Genomic DNA, 17,400 nt, shown 5'->3' with positions numbered 1-17,400 from the left:
TTGTTGGGTGTGAAACAGCATGTGAAAAAAGAGTTGATCTGCCTGACGGCACATATCCTGAAATTTCCGTTTTCCAGCGGGTGTTTGAGACTTTGAATCTCGCTCATCCTGACTCGTCATATTGTTCCTACCGGTTCCTTGAGAACTTGTTTGATAAGTGCTGTCTTCCATGCCAAAACTATTTTGCAGGCGGTGTGCCAGGCTTAAATTCTAAACAAAAATAAATAAAATCAATCAGTTGTAATTTGATGATGGTGAAATTCGTTCGTGAAATTTTCCGAATTACGAAATTTCATAAGACGAATTTGCGAAAAATCGCAAATGCAATAGTATCCTGGAAATGAAGAAATCCTGAAAGAGGATCGGGAAGGATTGAAAAAATACGGTAGAAATTGAGCAGAAATTATTTTGCGCGAGTAATGCCTAATGCTTTCATGCGAGACGCAAGGGTTGAAGCATTCATGCCCAGCAGTTTGGCCGCGCCTTGTTCACCGGACACTTTCCAGCCGCTTTGTTCAAGGGCGAGCAAAATGTTTTGCCGCTCCAAATTCTGAAGTTCCTGAAAAGTGCGAATGCAGGTGGGTGGCTCCGGTGTAAGAGTTTCTGGAGAAGAGGAGAGCTTCTCTTCAACATCAGGGAGGGCACGGTCAAGATTTAATTGACCGTTTTGGGCCGTAATAACAGCCCGTTCAATGACGTTTTGCAATTCCCGTACATTTCCCGGCCAATGGTATGCCGTGAGGCCTCTGAGTGCGTCAGGGGATAGGGGGGCCACCGTCCGACCCATTCGTTGAGCAAAATGCTGAACAAAGTTGTTGGCCAGGAGGACCACATCCTCTCCTCGTTCCCGCAAAGGCGGAAGATGAATGGGAAAGACATTCAATCGATAATAAAGATCTTCACGAAATTTTCCGTCTTGGACCTCCTTCCGTAAATCACGATTTGTGGCTGCCAGGACGCGGACATTTACCTTTTGGTGTGGGAACTGCCGACCGGATCGAATTCCCCCTCTTGAAGCACGCGCAATAATTTGCCTTGAAGATCCAGGGGCAGTTCACCGATTTCATCCAGAAAAATGGTCCCTCCGTCAGCCAATGAAAAGCGTCCTTCCCTCTTTTCGTGGCGCCGGTAAAGGCACCTTGCTCATGTCCGAAAAATTCGCTTTCGATTAAGGTCGCAGGAATGGCCGCGCAATTTACTTTGATGAATGGGTGACTCCGACGCCGGCTGTTGGCATGAATGGCGCGAGCCATCACCTCCTTACCGGTCCCGGTTTCACCGGAAATGAGCACAGTGGCTTCGGTATCGGCGACCTGTTGGATGTCCCGGAGGACGCGCATCAACGCGGGACTGCTTCCAAGAATTTCGCCGAAATGTTGCAGTTCATGTAATTCTTCTTTAAGAAATTCCGTTTCAATCGTCAGGGATCGAATCTTTTGTTCCGCTTCCAGACGTTCATTCACATTACGAAGAATCAGGGTGTAAAAGACTTTTCCCTCCATTTGAAATTGGGATAGGGTGGCTTCTGCCGGAAATTCGGTACTGTCTGTTCGTATGGCTTTGAGGTTACCGGGAATCCAGAGAGAGCGCCGACCTGCAGGTTTCGTGTGGAGATCCTGAATGAGTCTCCATAATTTTTCCCGGTCATTCGGGCCAAGGGAGAGACAAAAATCCATTCCAACGAGATGAATTGCCTCGCATTGAAACACTTTCTCGGCAGCCGGATTGATTCGGGTGACCCGAAGATCTTCATCCAATTCAATAATGGCATCCATGGCACTGTCCACCAGCCGGCGTAATTTCTGTTCCCGTTCCCGTGTGGCGGACTCCGCTTGGAGCCGCTGAAGTTCTGATGCTGCCCGTGCAGCAAAAATCCGAATAATGGCCTCTATGCGAGATTCAGCCGGCATCGGGCGGGTATCCATGACCGCGAGATGTCCGAGAATTTTTCCGGCTGTATCGGTAAGCGGGAGTCCTATATAACTGGCGGCCTTGAGCCCTGCGATATCCGGATCAATGGGAAAGAGATTCAAGAGGTTGTCCGGAAAATGGATGAGACGGGCCTGGTCGATAACATGCTCACACGGCGTGCCGGCAAGGTCCATGGCCCAATCTTTAAGAAAAGATCCATTCAAATAAAAGGCCAGGGCTTTCAAACGGCGGGATTCCGGAAAATATTCCGTGACCCAGGCGGCGTGGGTGTGCAGGGCTTTGGCCAGGTTCTCCACCAAGGCTTCAAAAAATCGTTCCCCCGTGACCGTGGCGGTCCCCTCCAGGATAGTTCGGAGTGCAGGCTCTTCGTTGAGGTTCGTTAATAAATCGTGACGGGACCCTGCCATAGCGTCTCCCAGATAAGAATCTTATTATGATCCATTTGTTTTTAAGGTGTAAAGATTGGGTTATTAAATGTTCGGGGATGCTGGATTTTACAGGATGCAAATGTGCAGCGGTTGATGAGGTTCGGAAGGGAAGGGAGTTCCCCTGTGTTGTTTCAGAGCCACAGGAAGCTGCATGAATTTTAAAAACCTTTGATGGAAAATTAATAAGTTTCAAACCTCCGGTGTGGTAAAGTATCTTGATTTCATTCAAGGATATTCACTTGTTGGGTATGTCTGGGCAGGTCACCGAGGGAGCCCACCGAGGGAGCCAGGTGGTAAATATGATGGTGAAATCGCTTATCTATGTTGTTGATCCCATGTGTTCGTGGTGCTGGGGATTTTCACCAGTCATTGCTGAGATCGTTCGGCGATATGGAGATCGGATGACGATCGAGGTATTGTTGGGTGGGTTGCGCCCCGGCAATACTGAACGATTTGATGAGCGACGGCGTGCCTATATTCTCAGCCATTGGCATGCGGTCCATGAACGAACCGGTCAGCCATTTAATTTCAATTTCCATCCTGAGCCTTCGTTCATGTATGACACTGAACCGCCATCACGGGCGATGATAGTAATTCGGCAATTGGCTCCGGATAAGGAATTTGTGTTTTTACATGCTGTTCAGGAAGCATTTTACGTGAAGAACAAGGCTGTCACGCATCCGGAGATTTTGGCGGATCTTGCCGGTACGCAAGGTATTGAACAGGACCGGTTTCTGGAAGGGTTTCATGATTCTGCGACGAAACAATCGGTCTGGCAGGAATTTGATCGGGCTCGCCAATTGGGAGTGAGTGGTTTCCCGGCGCTGCTTGGTCAAAATGGTAATGTCCACATCAGATTGACGCAGGGGTATCAACCTGCGGGGGTGATAGTTCCACTCATTGACGAATGGCTGGATGATCCGGCTTCCGGCAACAGCAATTCGCCGGTCGGGTAAATTATTCGTTGAGCGCTGGATGATAGTTGATCCGTAGATCATGTGCTGTTGTTTATTCATGAACGAAGACCAGTCATCCAGTATGTCTTCAATTTTCACAGGAGGTTATGTGATGCGGAATGTTTCCAAAGTGTGTTTTGGAATTGGAACGGTTCTGATTGTTGGTTTTGGGTTTGTCACCGCTTCGGTTGCAGAAATGGCAAAATGGAAACTGGATCATGATCATTCCAGGGTTGGATTTCAAGTTGCCCATATGGTGGTGTCCAAAACCAACGGCAGGTTTACAGAGTATTCAGGAACTGTGGAGATGGACGCAGAGGAGAAGGAATTTAAAACCATTGAAGCGGTCATCCAGACCGCCTCGGTCACGACTGATCATCAGAAACGGGATGAGCATTTACGAAGTCCGGATTTTTTGACGTTCAAAAGTTTCCGACCATGGCCTATACCATGAAAAGTTATAAGAAAACCGGAGACGACTACACCGCTGTTGGAGATTTGACTTTGTTGGGAGTCACTAAAGAGATTACATTAGTCGGAACGTTTAATGGGGTCTCTCAGGATCCTTGGGGCAATACACGGGCTGGCTTCAGCGCTTCCGGAACGCTGAACAGAAAAGATTTCGGCATGAAATTCAGCAAATTATTGGATAGTGGCGGAATGCTCGTGGGTGATGAGGTCAAAATCATTCTGGAAATTGAAGTAATTAAAGAAAAGACAGTCGAAAAAGTGAAACAAGAAAAAGAATAACGTGATCGGGGGAATTGATGGTAACAATCTGCATGTTCCCTGTGAGAATTCACGAGGAAATCTGAGCAGTGAAGGAATGGAGGAGAAAGAAGGTTCGGTGCCGCCATATTGTATGGTAAGCCAATTGGCAAGCTCAGAACATTTCCTTCAAAGAATTTAACAAATTCCAGATACCTTCACCCTGGACACAAATCCTTCGGGGTAAGCTGAGGATGACAGGCTCCTTGAGGCTTGTCAGCTAACAGGGTAATCAGTGAGAAGAGGAATTTGGTAGCGATGGACAAATTTTCGGGTTGAATGGACTGCAGGGAATCAGATGGTTGATGAAAATGGGGGTGCCTGCCGCTGCTGACAACTGTCACGGTCGGCACCCCGGCTTCAAAAAATGGGACATGGTCGCCACCGGGGAAATAACCATACATTTGAATATTGTCGTCTAATCCCGCCCGGTCGGCTGCCTGCTGAGCCAGCATCTTATCCATTCGAGTAATTCCAACCGTCAGTTTCCCATCCCCCGCTCCCAGATGATCAAGATTGATCATGGCGACCGTTCGATCCAATGGAAAGGCGGGGTGGCTGACATAGTGCTTCGAGCCCAGTAGGCCACGTTCTTCCCCGTCAAATGACACGAAGAGCACGGTCCGTTTCGGTGAGGTAGCGCTTTGGGAGAGCATTCTGGTCAGTTCCAACATCACTGATGTTCCGGATGCATTGTCATCGGCTCCAGGAAAAAGCAAGCCGGCTTGTTGGCCAAAATGGTCGCGATGGGCACCGATGAGAATGAGTTCCTTGCGTAGCTCCTGATCACGACCGGGTAACATGGCGATGACATTGGTTAGGGTTCCGGGCTGACTGCGGATTTCCCAATGGAATTGGACCAGAAGCGGAAGGGGTCTGCTACGAAATGTCCCGATATCATTAGCAGCCTGTTGCAGGGCTTCGAGCGAATCATTGGCTGCATTCAAGGCCTGATCAAGAAGTTTCCCATGTATCCATGCCCCAGGGATGGGACGGTTATCAAGTGTGTCTCCATAGATGGCTAAAGGACCCTGCCCCAGACCTTTGCGGGCTTCATAACGGCCAAGTAGTGGACCGGTTGCCGTTAAATAGCCTACCGCGCCTCTATCTTTGGCGATGGCCGCTTTTTCTTCATGCGTGATCCACCCCGTGTAGGATGGGGTTTTCCCGGAGAAATAGGACGATGCGATTGTCGACATTCATTCCCTGATACTCATCTATTCCGCGGGCAGGGTCGACAATGCCGTATCCCACAAAGACGACTCTGGCTGTGGTTCTGGTGGAAGGAGAATCCAAAATGGGAAGAAACGCTTGACCTGGGACAAGCGACATCGTCATTGACGTTTGATTCGCGCCAATAAGGGAAAGGGTGATGGTCGATGGCTCCAGCAATTGAATTGCCGTCATGAACCGTTGTTGTAACCAATGAAAATCCTGTTCGTGTTTTGAAAGGTGGTTGGCCGGTTGCAAGCCGAGAGATCGGAATCGATCAACCAGATAGTCGGCCGATTGCAAGCTACCATCCGTGCCGGCCTGCCGACCTTGATATGATGGACGACTCAGTTCGCGAATGTCCTTGATGATATTTCCAATATCCAGGGGTATGGATGAAGAAGAGGAGGGCTGATAGTCAAAGCCCAAAACAGGAGTTGTGAGGGCAAGTCCTATCAAAAATTGAACTATGGGAAGTCGTACCAAGTTTCCTACCTATTCCTTGTCAAAACGGAGATTGAAAAAATACGTGTAACAGGGGAAGGTCTATCGAATGTGTGAAAAATGGAGCCTGTGGCGGAATCTGTGCCGGGCGTTAGTCCTCCAGAGGAATGGTGATGACAATGGCCCCCATGAGGTCGCCCTTTTGAAGTCACGTTTGGGGCTTAAGGGGTGAGCATTATGACATGTGGTGCAGGTATCGTTAATTGCCGTATCGGCATATATGGCTTGAAATAATCGCTTTTTCCAGTGGACACAATTCCACGTTGAGGTGTGTCGGAGTTGAGCGAAAGTTGCTCCAAGGCCTTCCGTTCAAAATCTGTTGCAGGCCCATTCCTCCGATAGATTGGCCATAGACTAATCAAACGGAATCGAATGCCGTGTCCTGATTCCGCGACCAATTTACTGGAAATATGGAGAAACTGCGCGGGAAGGGGAATGGCATTTTTGTTTTCCCAATCTTCTCGGGCCATGACGACGCCTTGCTCCTGCATTCTTTTCACGATATGCGTTGTGTAGACGTGACGGTCGGCCTCAACGATGGCATGAATGAAGTCTGCAACTTTCTCCGGTGATAGATTTTTCATGGCGTTGGAATCACCTGCTTGAAGAGATGAAGAAACACCTATTCCAATGAGGAGAGTGGCAAGCACAACCAGAGATAAGCCGGTCCTACTACCTCGAAGGCTTGTCATGACGTCGAACTCCTTTCCTTCGCCGGGTGGGCATTCGAAACGGGTAAGGTAATCAAGCAGGTCGTCCCCGGCTTTCTTCACTTTCGATTCGAATGTGTCCGCCTAGTTTATTGATAATTCGATAGGCCACGGTCAGTCCAAGACCCGATCCTTCTCCCTGCCCCCTCGTGGTAAAAAAAGGGTCAAAGACTCTGGGCAGATGAGTTGGGGCGATGCCGCGCCCCGTGTCTTTTATGCGGATTTCCAGATCGTGCCCAGACGCTTCTGTTGAAATAACAAGTTTCCCCCCTTCTTTCATGGCTTGAAAAGCATTAGTGATGATGTTGGTAAAGGCCTGTCCAAGTTCTAATACCTTTCCCTGAATGGAAGGAATGGGACCAAGGTGAGTCTCTATTTCAATCCGGACTGATGGAAAGAGACCCTTGACCGTAGTCAAAGATTGTTCCAACAGTTCATTGAGGTTAATGAGCGTTTGCCCTTCAGTCAAATTTTTTCCGGATTGACCGGTAAAGTCCCGAACGACGGAAGCCATACGTTTTCCATGTTGAACAATGCCCCTGGCATATTCTTTGATTTGTTCGGGATTGGTCTCCTCTTGTATCGCTTCACCTAATCCAATAACTCCGACTAAAGGATTATTGAGTTCATGTCCAATCCCGGCACTGAGAACGCCTAAGCTGGCAAGCTTTTCCCCTTGGATGACACGGTCCTGAAGGATACTTTCTTCCGTCGTATCTCGTAATACCAATCCGGCACTTGGCTCCCTTCCTGGGCGGGCCTGGACACCAAACCACCGGTACCGGAACGTTCGCTGATTGACCCGAATTTCCTGCCGATTGGTGCCTGATTGAGCCCAGTTCATGGGAACCAGGGGATCTTGTAACGAGGTGTTGGACGGCTGGGCTTTCGTATTGTCTGAAGATAGAGGTTCCATAACCTGGACCGCGTGCATTTCCTGTTTCAGGCGGTCTCGTGTCGCAGGATCCAAGGAGGAGAAAATTTGGAATAGTGGCGTGCCGATGATCTCGCCGTTCGTGATGGCAAAGGCTTCCTTCGAGGCCTTATTGACATATTCGATGTGTTCGTCCGGGCCAATCATGAGGACCGGGTCAGGCACATTATCGAGAATTTTAATGGTCGACTCTTCAAGGTATTTCACTTCCTGGGTCTTCAACTCAACCTGGCTTTCCAATCCGGCGAACTGTGATGCCAGCTGTTGGTTCATCCGATTGACTTCATCAGCTAATTCCTCAATTTCATCGCCGGTGGACAATGTTAGGGGCTCACGATATTCCCCTCTGCCGATTTGCCGGGCCGCTTCCTGAAGGCGACGAATGGGTGCGGCAATTCGATTGGCGGCGATATATCCCAATGTGACGAGCAGTGCCACTCCCAGTAATCCAAAAGCGGCCGTCCATTTGAAAAAATGCTCTATGGGGGCAAAGACCTCCTCGGATGACTGCCAGACAAACATATGCCAGGTCTGGCCTGTGGAGAATTTGGTGATCTGATTGGTATTACTCAGGGGGGCGAATCCAATGATGGAGGCTGCAGTGCCCCCATGGCCATCGCTTGGGGCTGGAGTCCATCCCGCCTTAAGGGGGTGACGAGAGGAATAAGGCGGGTGTCGGTAATTGAGGTGCCCGTGGGAAGGATCGGGCAGCTCAAAACGACGCCACGGCTGTCAATGAGCATGACATGACCGGTTTTGCCAAATCGAATAATATCGATGGAAGGGGCAAAGAACTCCTTGGCGTCATAAATCCGGTGCAGGACGCCGATGGCTTCATACCGCAAGCTATCCATGATGGGGAGCGCAAGAGTAAAGGTATAGACTCCCAATCGTGAATCAAACGCTACCTGGCCTATATACGGTTGACCGACTCCATTGTGGAAGGCACCTTGCCACCATACCTCTTCCCGGTGAAGGTAGGGAATCTCGGAATCCAGGCTCGCAGCAACCCGTCCTGCACGATCGGTGATAAATAAGCCACGTGTGGCAGATCGGGTAATCAGCGGAATGGGATGGCCCGGGTCCATAAAGGTTCCCCCCACATGTGATTGCAGGATCTCGGCAAATGGTCCTTTCAGAATTCGTTGAAGCATGTCGGCATCCTTGGCGTTCCAGGCTTCTTGTTCCTGCGTGAGGGTGCGAGCCAGCTCTTGGGGACTCAGCTCACTGAGGGCATCGCGGATGTCTTCCAGGCGTGCAATGATTTTCACATCGGTTGTCAGTAAGGACGTGCGGGCCAGTTCATCTGCCATGACCAGATCAAGCTTTCTGGCCGTCTCTGTTGCGAGAGCTTCAAAGCTGGATCCATTGACCTCGCGAATTTCCTGTGTGCCCTGGTAGAAAGCCAGCAGAAGTCCAATGATCAAGGGGAGTGCGCCGACCAACAGCATGGACAGAACCAGTTTTTGGGTCAGTCCTTTTTTTCTTTTGGCGGGTTTGGGTTCAGGGTTGTCCACCGGACACCGTACCTTCTACAGGAGGAATGGCCGGGAAAGACAATCGGAACGTGGTGCCTTTCCCTAATTCGCTTTCGACTTGAAGATCCCCATGATATTTTTTGACAATGGTTTTGACGTTATAGAGTCCGAGGCCGGTCCCCTGGCCTTTCGGTTTCGTTGAGAAGAAGGGATTGAAAATCTTTTGGAGGTGTTCCGGGGAAATGCCACAGCCGGTATCGCTGATCGCAATTTGTACGGTTCCGTTGCTGTGTGAGGTGGTGATGGTGAGGCTGCCTTTCTCTTCCATGGCATGAATAGCGTTGGTGATAAGGTTGATGAAAACCTGGAGGATTTCTTCCGGTTTAGCCTGGACGGTCAAGCCGTTTTGGTAATGTTTCTGAACCGTAATTTCTCGGAATTTTGTTGCAAATCTGGAAATGCTTAAGGCTTCATCCAGTCTGGCATGGAGGTCGATTCTTTCGAGTTCTTGATGGCTGGATGTGCGAACATAATCAGTGATATTTCGTGAAATGGCTTGAATGCGTTGTGCCGCTTCATGGATGCTGGCGGCATGGAGTCGAATGCGATCAAGATTGGTTTCCTCTTGAATTTCTTCGGCCATCGCCAAAATGACATACAGCGGGTTATTAATGTCATGGGCAATTCCCGAGGCAAAGGTTCCCATGCTGGCTAATTTTTCCGATTGAAACAGTTGTGTTTGAATAAATCTTTGATGTTGGATCAACTCTGAGAGAACTTTGGCGGCGGTCCCTCCAAGCACTTCAGCCCCGCTGTGTTTGTGCTCCGTAATGTATGAAGGAAGAATGGGATCCCCGGTCACGTCAATGATCAAATTCACCTGGTCTTCCTGAATAAGCTTCAGAGGATGAGAGACAGTAGGGATATTGTGAAGTCGGGCAAGTTGAAAACCCAACGCATGGGGATTTGTGTCGGCAATGCCCAGTAGACGGATATGGGGTAAATTGAGAAAGGATTCCAACATCGCCGTTCCTCCCTTGCCGGCCCCGAGAATGGCAATGGTAATGGGAGGTTCAACGGTCGCCATGGAATCCCTCCATGATGGTTGGAGTGGAGGATGAGGAAAGGCTAAGGTCAAACGGGGAGCATGCGGTATTTCTCCATGTCTTAACGTTCATATGGTAGAAAAGCCCTATCCTGAGGATAGGGCTTTACTTGATATACCATAGTCTTCTTCATGGGGAACGATTCTCCCGCGAGAAGAAACTCGAAATCTGAAAAGTTAGTCCCGTCAGATTACAGGCGATTGAGATCTCGTTTTTCCATGGCGGTGGCCACGGATTTAAGTAATTTTTCCTTTTCAACCGGTTTGACCAGATAATCCACAATCCCCTTATTGAGAAATCCGGTGGCCATTTCCATGTCCGGAAATCCCGTCAGCACAATGAGGGGAACACGTGGCCATTGTTGTTGAAAATAGTTAATGGCTTCCACGCCGTTGATTTTTGGCATGCGAATATCGGAAATAACAACGTCCAACATTAAAGGGTTTTCACCTTGATGGATTGCTTCGATAGCCTTTTCCCCATCCTCCGCCTCAATGACATCATATCCGGCCTTTTCGAGTGTCATTCGTACTACTTTTCGGACATCAGGCTCATCGTCCACGACGAGAACCAGGCCGTTGGTTTTGTGTCCTCCAAACATTGCTGCCGTTGTTTCTGCCATTACTCTTCTCCTTTGTTGTTAGGTGAGTGGCCTGATTAGATTTTCAATTGGTCAGAGGGAAAAGAAAAAAGTTCTTATCACTTCTGAAGGCACAATATTATCGTAATCAACCAATAAGAGAAAGGGTTAATTTGCCCTTAATCCTGGGTATATTGGAAATGACAAAGGCGGATATAGGGTAAATCGCCTGGGCGTGGCCAATATTGTTCCTGAAGCCTATACGGGAATAGTCCTGTTTTCCTCCCTTCTGTCCATTTCGGTTTCTCCAACCAGGCTCCGTCAGCATTTTAATAAAAGGGTCGCAATGGGGTGGCGTTTCCGATCCAGGACTGGAATCCATCATTTTATCTCATGGCTTCGAGGGTCAGATCCAAGTTTGGCAGCTATGCCAATATGGGGAGCCAGAGAGGAACGATTAATGTTACTGAAAGTTTATGGAGTTTAATAGCTCTGCGGGCAATTTGGGGAAAATCTTTTCATACGTCCAACGAACTGCTCGAATAGGGAAGGAATTTAGGAAAGGGATGGAATTGATTTGGGGCCTAATATAGATGAGCCGATATCATGTAGTTCTGCGAACAGGAGGGAAAATGGACCACATGAGGCATATGGCGTGGAAGGGAGTCAGGAAGGAGGTCTTCGATGGCATTTACACATTCTCTGGAATGCAGGCAGCGGTTTTCCTTGAGGAAACAGAATTCTTTGCTTGCTGGGCTTGCTATGCCCACCTACAGAAACACGGAAACTATGTTGGCGATGGAGAAGAAGGCGACCGGGAGAGGGGTGGCATGAAAGATTCTGGTGTGCCGAATGGCAGACTTTCGACATAAATGGAACTCGATGGAAACGCGAAACTGGCTTTCTCGCCCTCGACGATTTCCTTGATTTTGTAAGCCAAGCGTTCTTTGGCTTCCAACCACTCACCCCATACAATAGTCTTCGTAAAACAATACAGCATAATGTCAATACTTGAGTTACCGAATGAATCCAGGAAAATAAATGTTTTGGTCTGTTCCGGATTGGTTTCAAAGTCTCCACATTCGTAAATGTAGGCCGAAGTGGCTTGGATAATATTCCGTATTTGATCGTGAGTCGAACGATACTCGATCCCGATTTTCCAATAAATTCTCCGGTTCGTCATGCGGGAGTAATTGATTAACGCTTCATTGGCCAATTTGGAATTGGGCAGTGTGACCAGGGCTTTGTCAAATTGACGGACTTTTGTCGCACGAAATCCAATTTCCTCCACTGTGCCTTCCACGTCAGGCGTTTTGATCCAATTGCCTTTTTCAAAGACCCGGTCCAAAAATATCGTGAACCCCGCAAACATATTCTTAATGAAATCCTGGGCGCCGAGGGCGACCGCCATGCCGACCAGTCCCAAGCTACCGAGGACCGCCGCGACATTGAATCCCCATTCCTGAAACACCGCGGCAATGCCTAAGCAGACCACCACGAACTTTGCGACCTTGAGAAAAAACCCTTAACGGTTTCGTGCATGCTTTGGCTGCCGAAGAGCGTGATGGATCGATCCAGTAGGATTGACAGCGGATCCAGTATTCGAAAAATAGCCCAGAAGATCGTGAAAGCAATCAAGGACCGGATGATTTGTCCAAAGATCGCACCCAACGCGGGAGACAAGGAAATGACCTGCCCGGAAATGTACAGACCAATAATGACAAACGTGAATTCAAGGGGGCGTTCAATCGCTTCCAGGATCCGATCATCTATGTCCGTTTTGGTTCGTCCGGTCAACCGTCGCAAAAGACGGGAAAAAAAACGGAAGAAAATGCGGCGGACAAACAAGAATACCAAAAACACGCCTAAGGCAAGAAAGATATCACCCAGGGTGGTATGTAAAACGCCGATCTGCCAGACCGTAAGAATTTCTTGCCAAAAATCTTGAAGCATCAATCGAAGGTGCCTGACCTCAATGAAAGGATTGAAGAGGGGGTTGGTTGAAGGTATATATTAATTAGCTTGATGAAGCCGGGCGCGCCTCTGAATGACATGGCTGGACGGATCGATGAATGCGGATCACTCATGTTGTGAACATGTTCACGGGAAGGGTAAAAGAATTCTATGTAAAGGTCAATTTTCTTTGGGAAGTCGGAGGAAAAGATTGTGGGTAAGAAAGAGAAAAGTGATTGAGTGGATGGGGAGTTGCCGGCGTCACACGGTCTGAAATGAGCCCTATTTACTGGATTCTCTGAGCGCGTGTGATAGGATAATTCATACTTGTACTGTTCATGATGTGATGTGCCTGAGTGAGTAGGAGAAAGGAAAGCCGGGAATGGCATCAAGTCATCGGAGCTGGATGAGCGTAACATTGGCCACTATAGGACTGATGGGATGCGTGGGACAGCAGGAATTCGTGGGCGCTCAGCAAGCGGCTATGGGGCGTGGCATTGTCGAAGGCACCAAAGGCTACCAACAGATTCAACAGGAGGCGTTATCCGCCAATAAGCATCTAAGAAAGGTTCAGGGCAGGTGTTTAAAATCGAGGGCGCGGCCTATGTCGTGCACGTAAACGATCAGATTGAAGCCAGACTGCCTTTTGATGAAAATACCCAGATTGATCGTCCGGCGCATGTGGGGGACTGGATTGAAGCGCAGCTCGACCAGTCCGGTCGCGCCAGAATCATTCGGAATATCGACGGCCAAATGTTACTCGAATAAGCGCCTTTCTTTCCAATCGTGACCCTCTTCGGCTACTTGTTGAAGTGTCCCAATAATCCGCTCTCAGAAGTCTTGTCTTGCAAATTCTTTCAATCAACTGAGAATGTTGAGTTGCGCTTACAAGTTGAATTCACCTTGTAGGGTCTGTTGAAAAAAGCCGCCAGCGGCGTTCTCGCCATTTTCCCGTGGTCACGTACGACGCGTACGCTCCGCGCGTAAAAACGGCTGCGGCCTTGCTGGACGGACTGTTTTGAACCGACCCGGAGCCTTTGATGAGAAATCTAATCCTGGGCAAATTTTCCCTTGAACATCTTTATTATTCAACACTCCCTTGTATGGTTGTGCCCGTGATAGCTGTTGGGAATGACGACGGGTGGGGCATCATGAAGTAAAGCAGTCAGCCTAATATCCGGGGAAGCCGGGGATAAAAGGAAGGAGAATGGAGATCGCAATGAGAATAATGATGATCCATTCAAGGATTTCCATCCGCTGATTGCCGGTTTGACCGGCCATTTTGTCATACAAATTATCCAGTGTGTTTAATTTGCGGAGAATGCTTGCATCCCAGCTTTGCAAGTGAAAGCGTTGCGACGCCAGCCGCGAGACTCTTGCCAGATATTGATCGCCGAATAGTTTTAGGGTGTTGGTGACCCGTTCAAAGAGAATCGCGCTATCGACTTGCATGCGTGCGATTCGGCGAAGATTGGCGTCCGATGATCCCGGCCAACGGAATCCATGCCGGTGTTCCTGTGTGAGGGCCCCATAAGCTTCATCTAGAGCCTCGTCTAACTGGTGATCGAGAAATCGTCGCTCGACTAATTCTACATTGGCGAATTCTAAGACAGCCCGTACATCATCCATCTCCTGCCCGATCATCAGCGCCGCATTCCAATCAATGAGGGTCAGATCCTGTGTTCCAAAGGCAATCTGGCTGGTGGTGGCATCATGTATTTCCTGGGCTGATAAGGGTTGATCTTCACAGCGGAGAATCTGAGAAAGCAGTGTGCCGTATTGTTCCACAAAGTGCGACAGATTTAACGCGGGTTGAGTCGAGAAAATATGGAAAATTGCATAGTCTTCGACGAATTCGGATATATTCGGTTTTTCAATTGCCGGGCCTAATGTGGTCAGGAGAGACTGGACGTGGCGGAAAGTGCCTTCAAGCAGTTGAGGATTTTCGTAGAGTGCTTCACTTAACGGGAGCAGGGACGCAAATGGTCCGGTCAGAGGAATCTGATAGGTCACCATGATTGCGCCGAAGTCATAGAGTACGGTTTCAACGGTGGGAAGGGTGCAGTGCGTTCCCAGGCTGATCGATTGAAGTTCTTCCGTAATGCGGAGCGGTGCAGGGTGATAATCAAAGTATTCCGGTGCCGGCCGTTTCCGTTTGATTCGCCCTCGCTCTTTTGTTGCGGTAATCAGCTGTTCGGCTTCGTCGATTTGAATGGACGCACCCACATCATAGGCAAATATGGCGATGCATCTCCCGTCTTGTATGTGAAAGGTATCCAGAACGCCCATAGTCGACATGTGGCACTTTCAAGGCAATGAATTGAAGTTTGACTCTATCGGGACATATGGTTGTTATGTTCTTGTTTCAGAATGAAAAAATCATGGAACGATTTGAGGCACAACCACAACTGGTTATTGCCCAAGCCTTCACACGCCTGGGAGAGCCTGAAACCTGTAGGAGACCGGATTCATGAATTTACACATCATATATGGAATCAGGCCGTGGAACTTCCACTTCCATCCCGGGAAATTCAGTGGTCAGCCTCATGGCAAAGGCGAGGGACTGGCGTTCTTCACCATGCACCACAAAGACTTTTCGAGGAAGTGGTGTGATTGCCCGGACATAGGCGAGGAGATCATCCCGGTCTGCATGAGCGGAATAGCCATTCAACCGGACCACTTGAGCACGCCGTTTCGTAGGGACTCCAAAAATAGGTACCGTGTCCCATTCCTCGGCTAGTTTGCGTCCTAAGGTGTGCTCGGCTTGCCAGCCTACCAGGACGATCACATTGGCTTCATCCTCAATGGTATGTTTAAGATGATGCACCACGCGCCCCCCTTCACACATGCCGGAAGCCGAAATAATCACACAGGGGCCGCTACGGCGGTTCAGGAGTTTGCTATCTTGGGCTGTTGAGATGAAATTGATGTATTTTGCGGCAAAGACATCGCCGGTCGAGGTAAAGGTTCGATAGGTTTCTTCGTCATAGCATTCGGGGTGTTGGCGAAAAACTTTGGTGGCTTTTAACGCGAGGGGGGAGTCGATAAAAATCGGAATGGGGTCGACTTCTCCATTGTTCACGAGTTCCTTGATGCGCATAATGATCTCTTGAGTGCGGCCGACCGAAAAGGCCGGAACGACAATTTTGCTTTTGTGCTGAATCGCATGGATCACGAGTTCTTTCGCGATGGCTTTTCGTTTGGCTTGATCGTCCTCATGCAGTCGGTCCCCATACGTCGATTCAATGATCAGCACATCACAGGAGGGAGGCGCATGAGGATCCCGAAGGATCGGCATATTAGCTCTCCCCAGATCTCCCGAAAACAGGACCGAGGTGGTATTCCCACGACTTTGATGCTTAACCCAGATTCCCGCCGATCCCAGAATATGCCCGGCATCATGAAATTGCAGCTTTAGGTTGGGAGCCGCAGAGGTATTGGCCCCATAGCGTACTCCTCGAAACTGATTGCCAATGATTCGAACATCCTCTATCGAATAAAAGGGTGTGACACAGGCTGGGCCTCTCCGTCGTTCCTTTCTATTAACGTACCGACAGTCACTTTGCTGAATCCTGGCGGAATCTTCCAGTAAAATTTTTGTCAGGTCCGCCGTGGCCGACGTCATATGGACCGATCCGCGAAAGCCCTCTTTGGCGAGAACTGGAAGTGCTCCGGAATGGTCGATGTGGGCATGGGATAAGCACACGGCCGTCAGGGATTTTGGATCAAAGCCAAGTTGGCGATTGAGTGTGGCGGCTTGGTCTCGCCGCCCTTGAAACATACCGCAGTCCAGAAGCAGGCGGGAGGATCCCGCGTGGATGAGATGACGACTCCCCGTGACGGATCTGGCGGCTCCATGAAACGAAATCTTCATGATGGGGCTTCAAGTGGATGTTCGGCCATAATAATGTTCCAGGCTTCTCCTGCGGTTTCAGCATAATGAAACAATTGCAGGTCTTCAGCCTCGATCAAGCCATTCTCCACAAATTTCTCCCAATTGATGAGATCTTCCCAAAAGGGTCGTCCGATGAGTACGACTGAGACGTCACGTACTTTTCCTGTTTGAAGAAGGGTCAGGGTCTCAAATAATTCGTCCATGGTCCCGAATCCGCCGGGAAAGACCACCAAGGCTCTGGCTCGATTGAGAAAGTGCATTTTTCGAAGGGCAAAGTAACGAAATTGAAAACACAGTTCAGGAGTAATGTATGGGTTGGGCAATTGCTCATGTGGTAACGCGATATTCAGTCCGATGGATTTGGCCTTTACATCGGCTGCACCTCGATTGGCTGCCTCCATGATACCGGGACCCCCGCCGGTGATGATGACGAATTTTCTTCGGCCGTCTATTTGACAACTGGAAGACACCAGGCGGCCGAATTCACGTGCTTCCTCATAATAGGGAGAATAAGCCTCCTGGTTTTTGGCAATGGCCACGGCCCGTTTTTTTTCAGGATCGTGGGGTGAGGCAGCCAGCTCTTTTTCCGCGAGCAAGAGCTTGGCTTTGGCTGCGGCTGGTTCCAGAAGCCTGGCACTGCCGAACACCACAATGGTGGATTCGATGCCCTCGTCCTGTTGGATCAGTTCCGGTTTAAACCACTCCAGTTGGAGCCGGACAGCCCTGAGGTCGTCTCGCTGCAAAAAAGCCAGGTCGGAGTCCGCCCGTTTGTATGCGGGAGAAGACAGAAGAGGAGGATCAGAGTGTGGCAAATTGGTCATAGGCAGATACAATTTTTATGAAGTGGGCAGTGCGAAGATTATAATGACCCATGAAGTAATTTGAAACTGCTGAAGATGAATACGGGTGCATCTTCTTGCTTGAGAGACGATTGGGGACAATCA

14 protein-coding genes and 2 pseudogenes are annotated in these 17,400 nt (G+C 49.3%); 3 read left to right on the top strand and 13 right to left on the bottom strand.

The features are described from left to right. Positions 1 to 403: 403 nt before the first annotated feature. Positions 404 to 2,339, bottom strand: a pseudogene (locus tag H6750_01360) (sigma 54-interacting transcriptional regulator). Positions 2,340 to 2,599: 260 nt separating this feature from the next. Between H6750_01360 and H6750_01355 the strand changes: the two are divergent. Together H6750_01355 and H6750_01350 are read left to right on the top strand one after the other, a co-directional pair. Then, complete coding sequence (locus tag H6750_01355; GenBank protein MCB9772958.1) at positions 2,600 to 3,316, top strand: DsbA family protein; 717 nt, start codon at positions 2,600 to 2,602, stop codon at positions 3,314 to 3,316. 112 nt (positions 3,317 to 3,428) lie between these two features. Next, positions 3,429 to 4,066 (top strand): annotated as a pseudogene (locus tag H6750_01350) (polyisoprenoid-binding protein). Between the two features lie 176 nt (positions 4,067 to 4,242). Here H6750_01350 and H6750_01345 read toward each other — a convergent pair. The 9 genes from H6750_01345 to H6750_01305 all read right to left on the bottom strand — a co-directional run bounded on the left by H6750_01345 (position 4,243) and on the right by H6750_01305 (position 12,561). After that, the gene (locus H6750_01345) at positions 4,243 to 5,283 is read right to left on the bottom strand and encodes a DUF4910 domain-containing protein (protein ID MCB9772957.1); all 1,041 of its coding nucleotides are present in this window, start codon (positions 5,281 to 5,283) and stop codon (positions 4,243 to 4,245) included. After that, positions 5,216 to 5,782, bottom strand: a complete 567-nt coding sequence (locus tag H6750_01340) for a hypothetical protein (protein ID MCB9772956.1) — start codon at positions 5,780 to 5,782, stop codon at positions 5,216 to 5,218. The genes H6750_01345 and H6750_01340 overlap by 68 nt, the downstream gene beginning before the upstream one ends. Positions 5,783 to 5,961: 179 nt before the next feature. Beyond that, complete coding sequence (locus tag H6750_01335) at positions 5,962 to 6,492, bottom strand: DUF3365 domain-containing protein (protein ID MCB9772955.1); 531 nt, start codon at positions 6,490 to 6,492, stop codon at positions 5,962 to 5,964. 52 nt (positions 6,493 to 6,544) lie between these two features. After that, positions 6,545 to 7,966 carry a HAMP domain-containing protein gene (locus H6750_01330; protein ID MCB9772954.1) on the bottom strand — a complete coding sequence of 474 codons (1,422 nt, stop codon included), beginning with the start codon at positions 7,964 to 7,966 and terminating at the stop codon, positions 6,545 to 6,547. Between the two features lie 47 nt (positions 7,967 to 8,013). After that, complete coding sequence (locus H6750_01325) at positions 8,014 to 8,961, bottom strand: cache domain-containing protein (GenBank protein ID MCB9772953.1); 948 nt, start codon at positions 8,959 to 8,961, stop codon at positions 8,014 to 8,016. Next, positions 8,948 to 10,009, bottom strand: coding sequence for a GHKL domain-containing protein (locus H6750_01320; protein MCB9772952.1), 1,062 nt, complete (start codon positions 10,007 to 10,009; stop codon positions 8,948 to 8,950). The genes H6750_01325 and H6750_01320 overlap by 14 nt, the downstream gene beginning before the upstream one ends. A gap of 209 nt (positions 10,010 to 10,218) precedes the next feature. Continuing rightward, positions 10,219 to 10,650, bottom strand: coding sequence for a response regulator (locus H6750_01315; protein MCB9772951.1), 432 nt, complete (start codon positions 10,648 to 10,650; stop codon positions 10,219 to 10,221). Positions 10,651 to 11,395: 745 nt separating this feature from the next. Beyond that, positions 11,396 to 12,106, bottom strand: coding sequence for a mechanosensitive ion channel family protein (locus H6750_01310; GenBank protein ID MCB9772950.1), 711 nt, complete (start codon positions 12,104 to 12,106; stop codon positions 11,396 to 11,398). Beyond that, positions 12,091 to 12,561 (bottom strand): hypothetical protein, encoded by a 471-nt coding sequence (locus H6750_01305; GenBank protein MCB9772949.1) that lies wholly within the window; start codon positions 12,559 to 12,561, stop codon positions 12,091 to 12,093. Before H6750_01305 ends, H6750_01310 begins: the two co-directional genes overlap by 16 nt. Before the next feature lie 579 nt (positions 12,562 to 13,140). Between H6750_01305 and H6750_01300 the strand changes: the two genes are divergently transcribed. After that, a complete protein-coding gene (locus H6750_01300) occupies positions 13,141 to 13,329 on the top strand; it encodes a hypothetical protein (GenBank protein MCB9772948.1) in 189 nt (62 codons plus the stop codon). A 402-nt stretch (positions 13,330 to 13,731) separates the two neighbouring features. Here H6750_01300 and H6750_01295 read toward each other — a convergent pair whose 3' ends face one another. The 3 genes from H6750_01295 to H6750_01285 form a co-directional block, all read right to left on the bottom strand. Further along, entirely contained in the window at positions 13,732 to 14,859 is a 1,128-nt protein-coding gene (locus tag H6750_01295) for a hypothetical protein (protein MCB9772947.1), read from the bottom strand. A gap of 178 nt (positions 14,860 to 15,037) precedes the next feature. Continuing rightward, on the bottom strand, positions 15,038 to 16,435 hold the full coding sequence (locus H6750_01290; protein MCB9772946.1) for an MBL fold metallo-hydrolase: 1,398 nt from the start codon (positions 16,433 to 16,435) through the stop codon (positions 15,038 to 15,040). Further along, positions 16,432 to 17,277: a TIGR00730 family Rossman fold protein gene (locus tag H6750_01285; GenBank protein ID MCB9772945.1), complete on the bottom strand. Its 846-nt coding sequence runs from the start codon at positions 17,275 to 17,277 to the stop codon at positions 16,432 to 16,434. The genes H6750_01290 and H6750_01285 overlap by 4 nt, the downstream gene beginning before the upstream one ends. Positions 17,278 to 17,400: the final 123 nt, after the last annotated feature.

Source organism: Nitrospiraceae bacterium (assembly GCA_020632595.1).
Classification (GTDB): Bacteria; Nitrospirota; Nitrospiria; order Nitrospirales; family UBA8639; genus Nitrospira_E.
The sequence above is the reverse complement of the archived record's forward strand: the minus strand, read 5'-3'. Positions and strand labels throughout refer to the sequence as shown.

What these genes read in the sequence shown, in the direction of transcription:
- H6750_01345 (MCB9772957.1), bottom strand. Translation starts at nt 5,283, where the DNA reads ATGTCGACAATCGCATCGTCCTATTTCTCCGGGAAAACCCCATCCTAC.
- H6750_01335 (MCB9772955.1), bottom strand. Translation starts at nt 6,492, where the DNA reads ATGACAAGCCTTCGAGGTAGTAGGACCGGCTTATCTCTGGTTGTGCTT.
- H6750_01330 (MCB9772954.1), bottom strand. Translation starts at nt 7,966, where the DNA reads ATGTTTGTCTGGCAGTCATCCGAGGAGGTCTTTGCCCCCATAGAGCAT.
- H6750_01320 (MCB9772952.1), bottom strand. Translation starts at nt 10,009, where the DNA reads ATGGCGACCGTTGAACCTCCCATTACCATTGCCATTCTCGGGGCCGGC.
- H6750_01315 (MCB9772951.1), bottom strand. Translation starts at nt 10,650, where the DNA reads ATGGCAGAAACAACGGCAGCAATGTTTGGAGGACACAAAACCAACGGC.
- H6750_01305 (MCB9772949.1), bottom strand. Translation starts at nt 12,561, where the DNA reads ATGCTTCAAGATTTTTGGCAAGAAATTCTTACGGTCTGGCAGATCGGC.
- H6750_01295 (MCB9772947.1), bottom strand. Translation starts at nt 14,859, where the DNA reads ATGTCGACTATGGGCGTTCTGGATACCTTTCACATACAAGACGGGAGA.
- H6750_01290 (MCB9772946.1), bottom strand. Translation starts at nt 16,435, where the DNA reads ATGAAGATTTCGTTTCATGGAGCCGCCAGATCCGTCACGGGGAGTCGT.
- H6750_01285 (MCB9772945.1), bottom strand. Translation starts at nt 17,277, where the DNA reads ATGACCAATTTGCCACACTCTGATCCTCCTCTTCTGTCTTCTCCCGCA.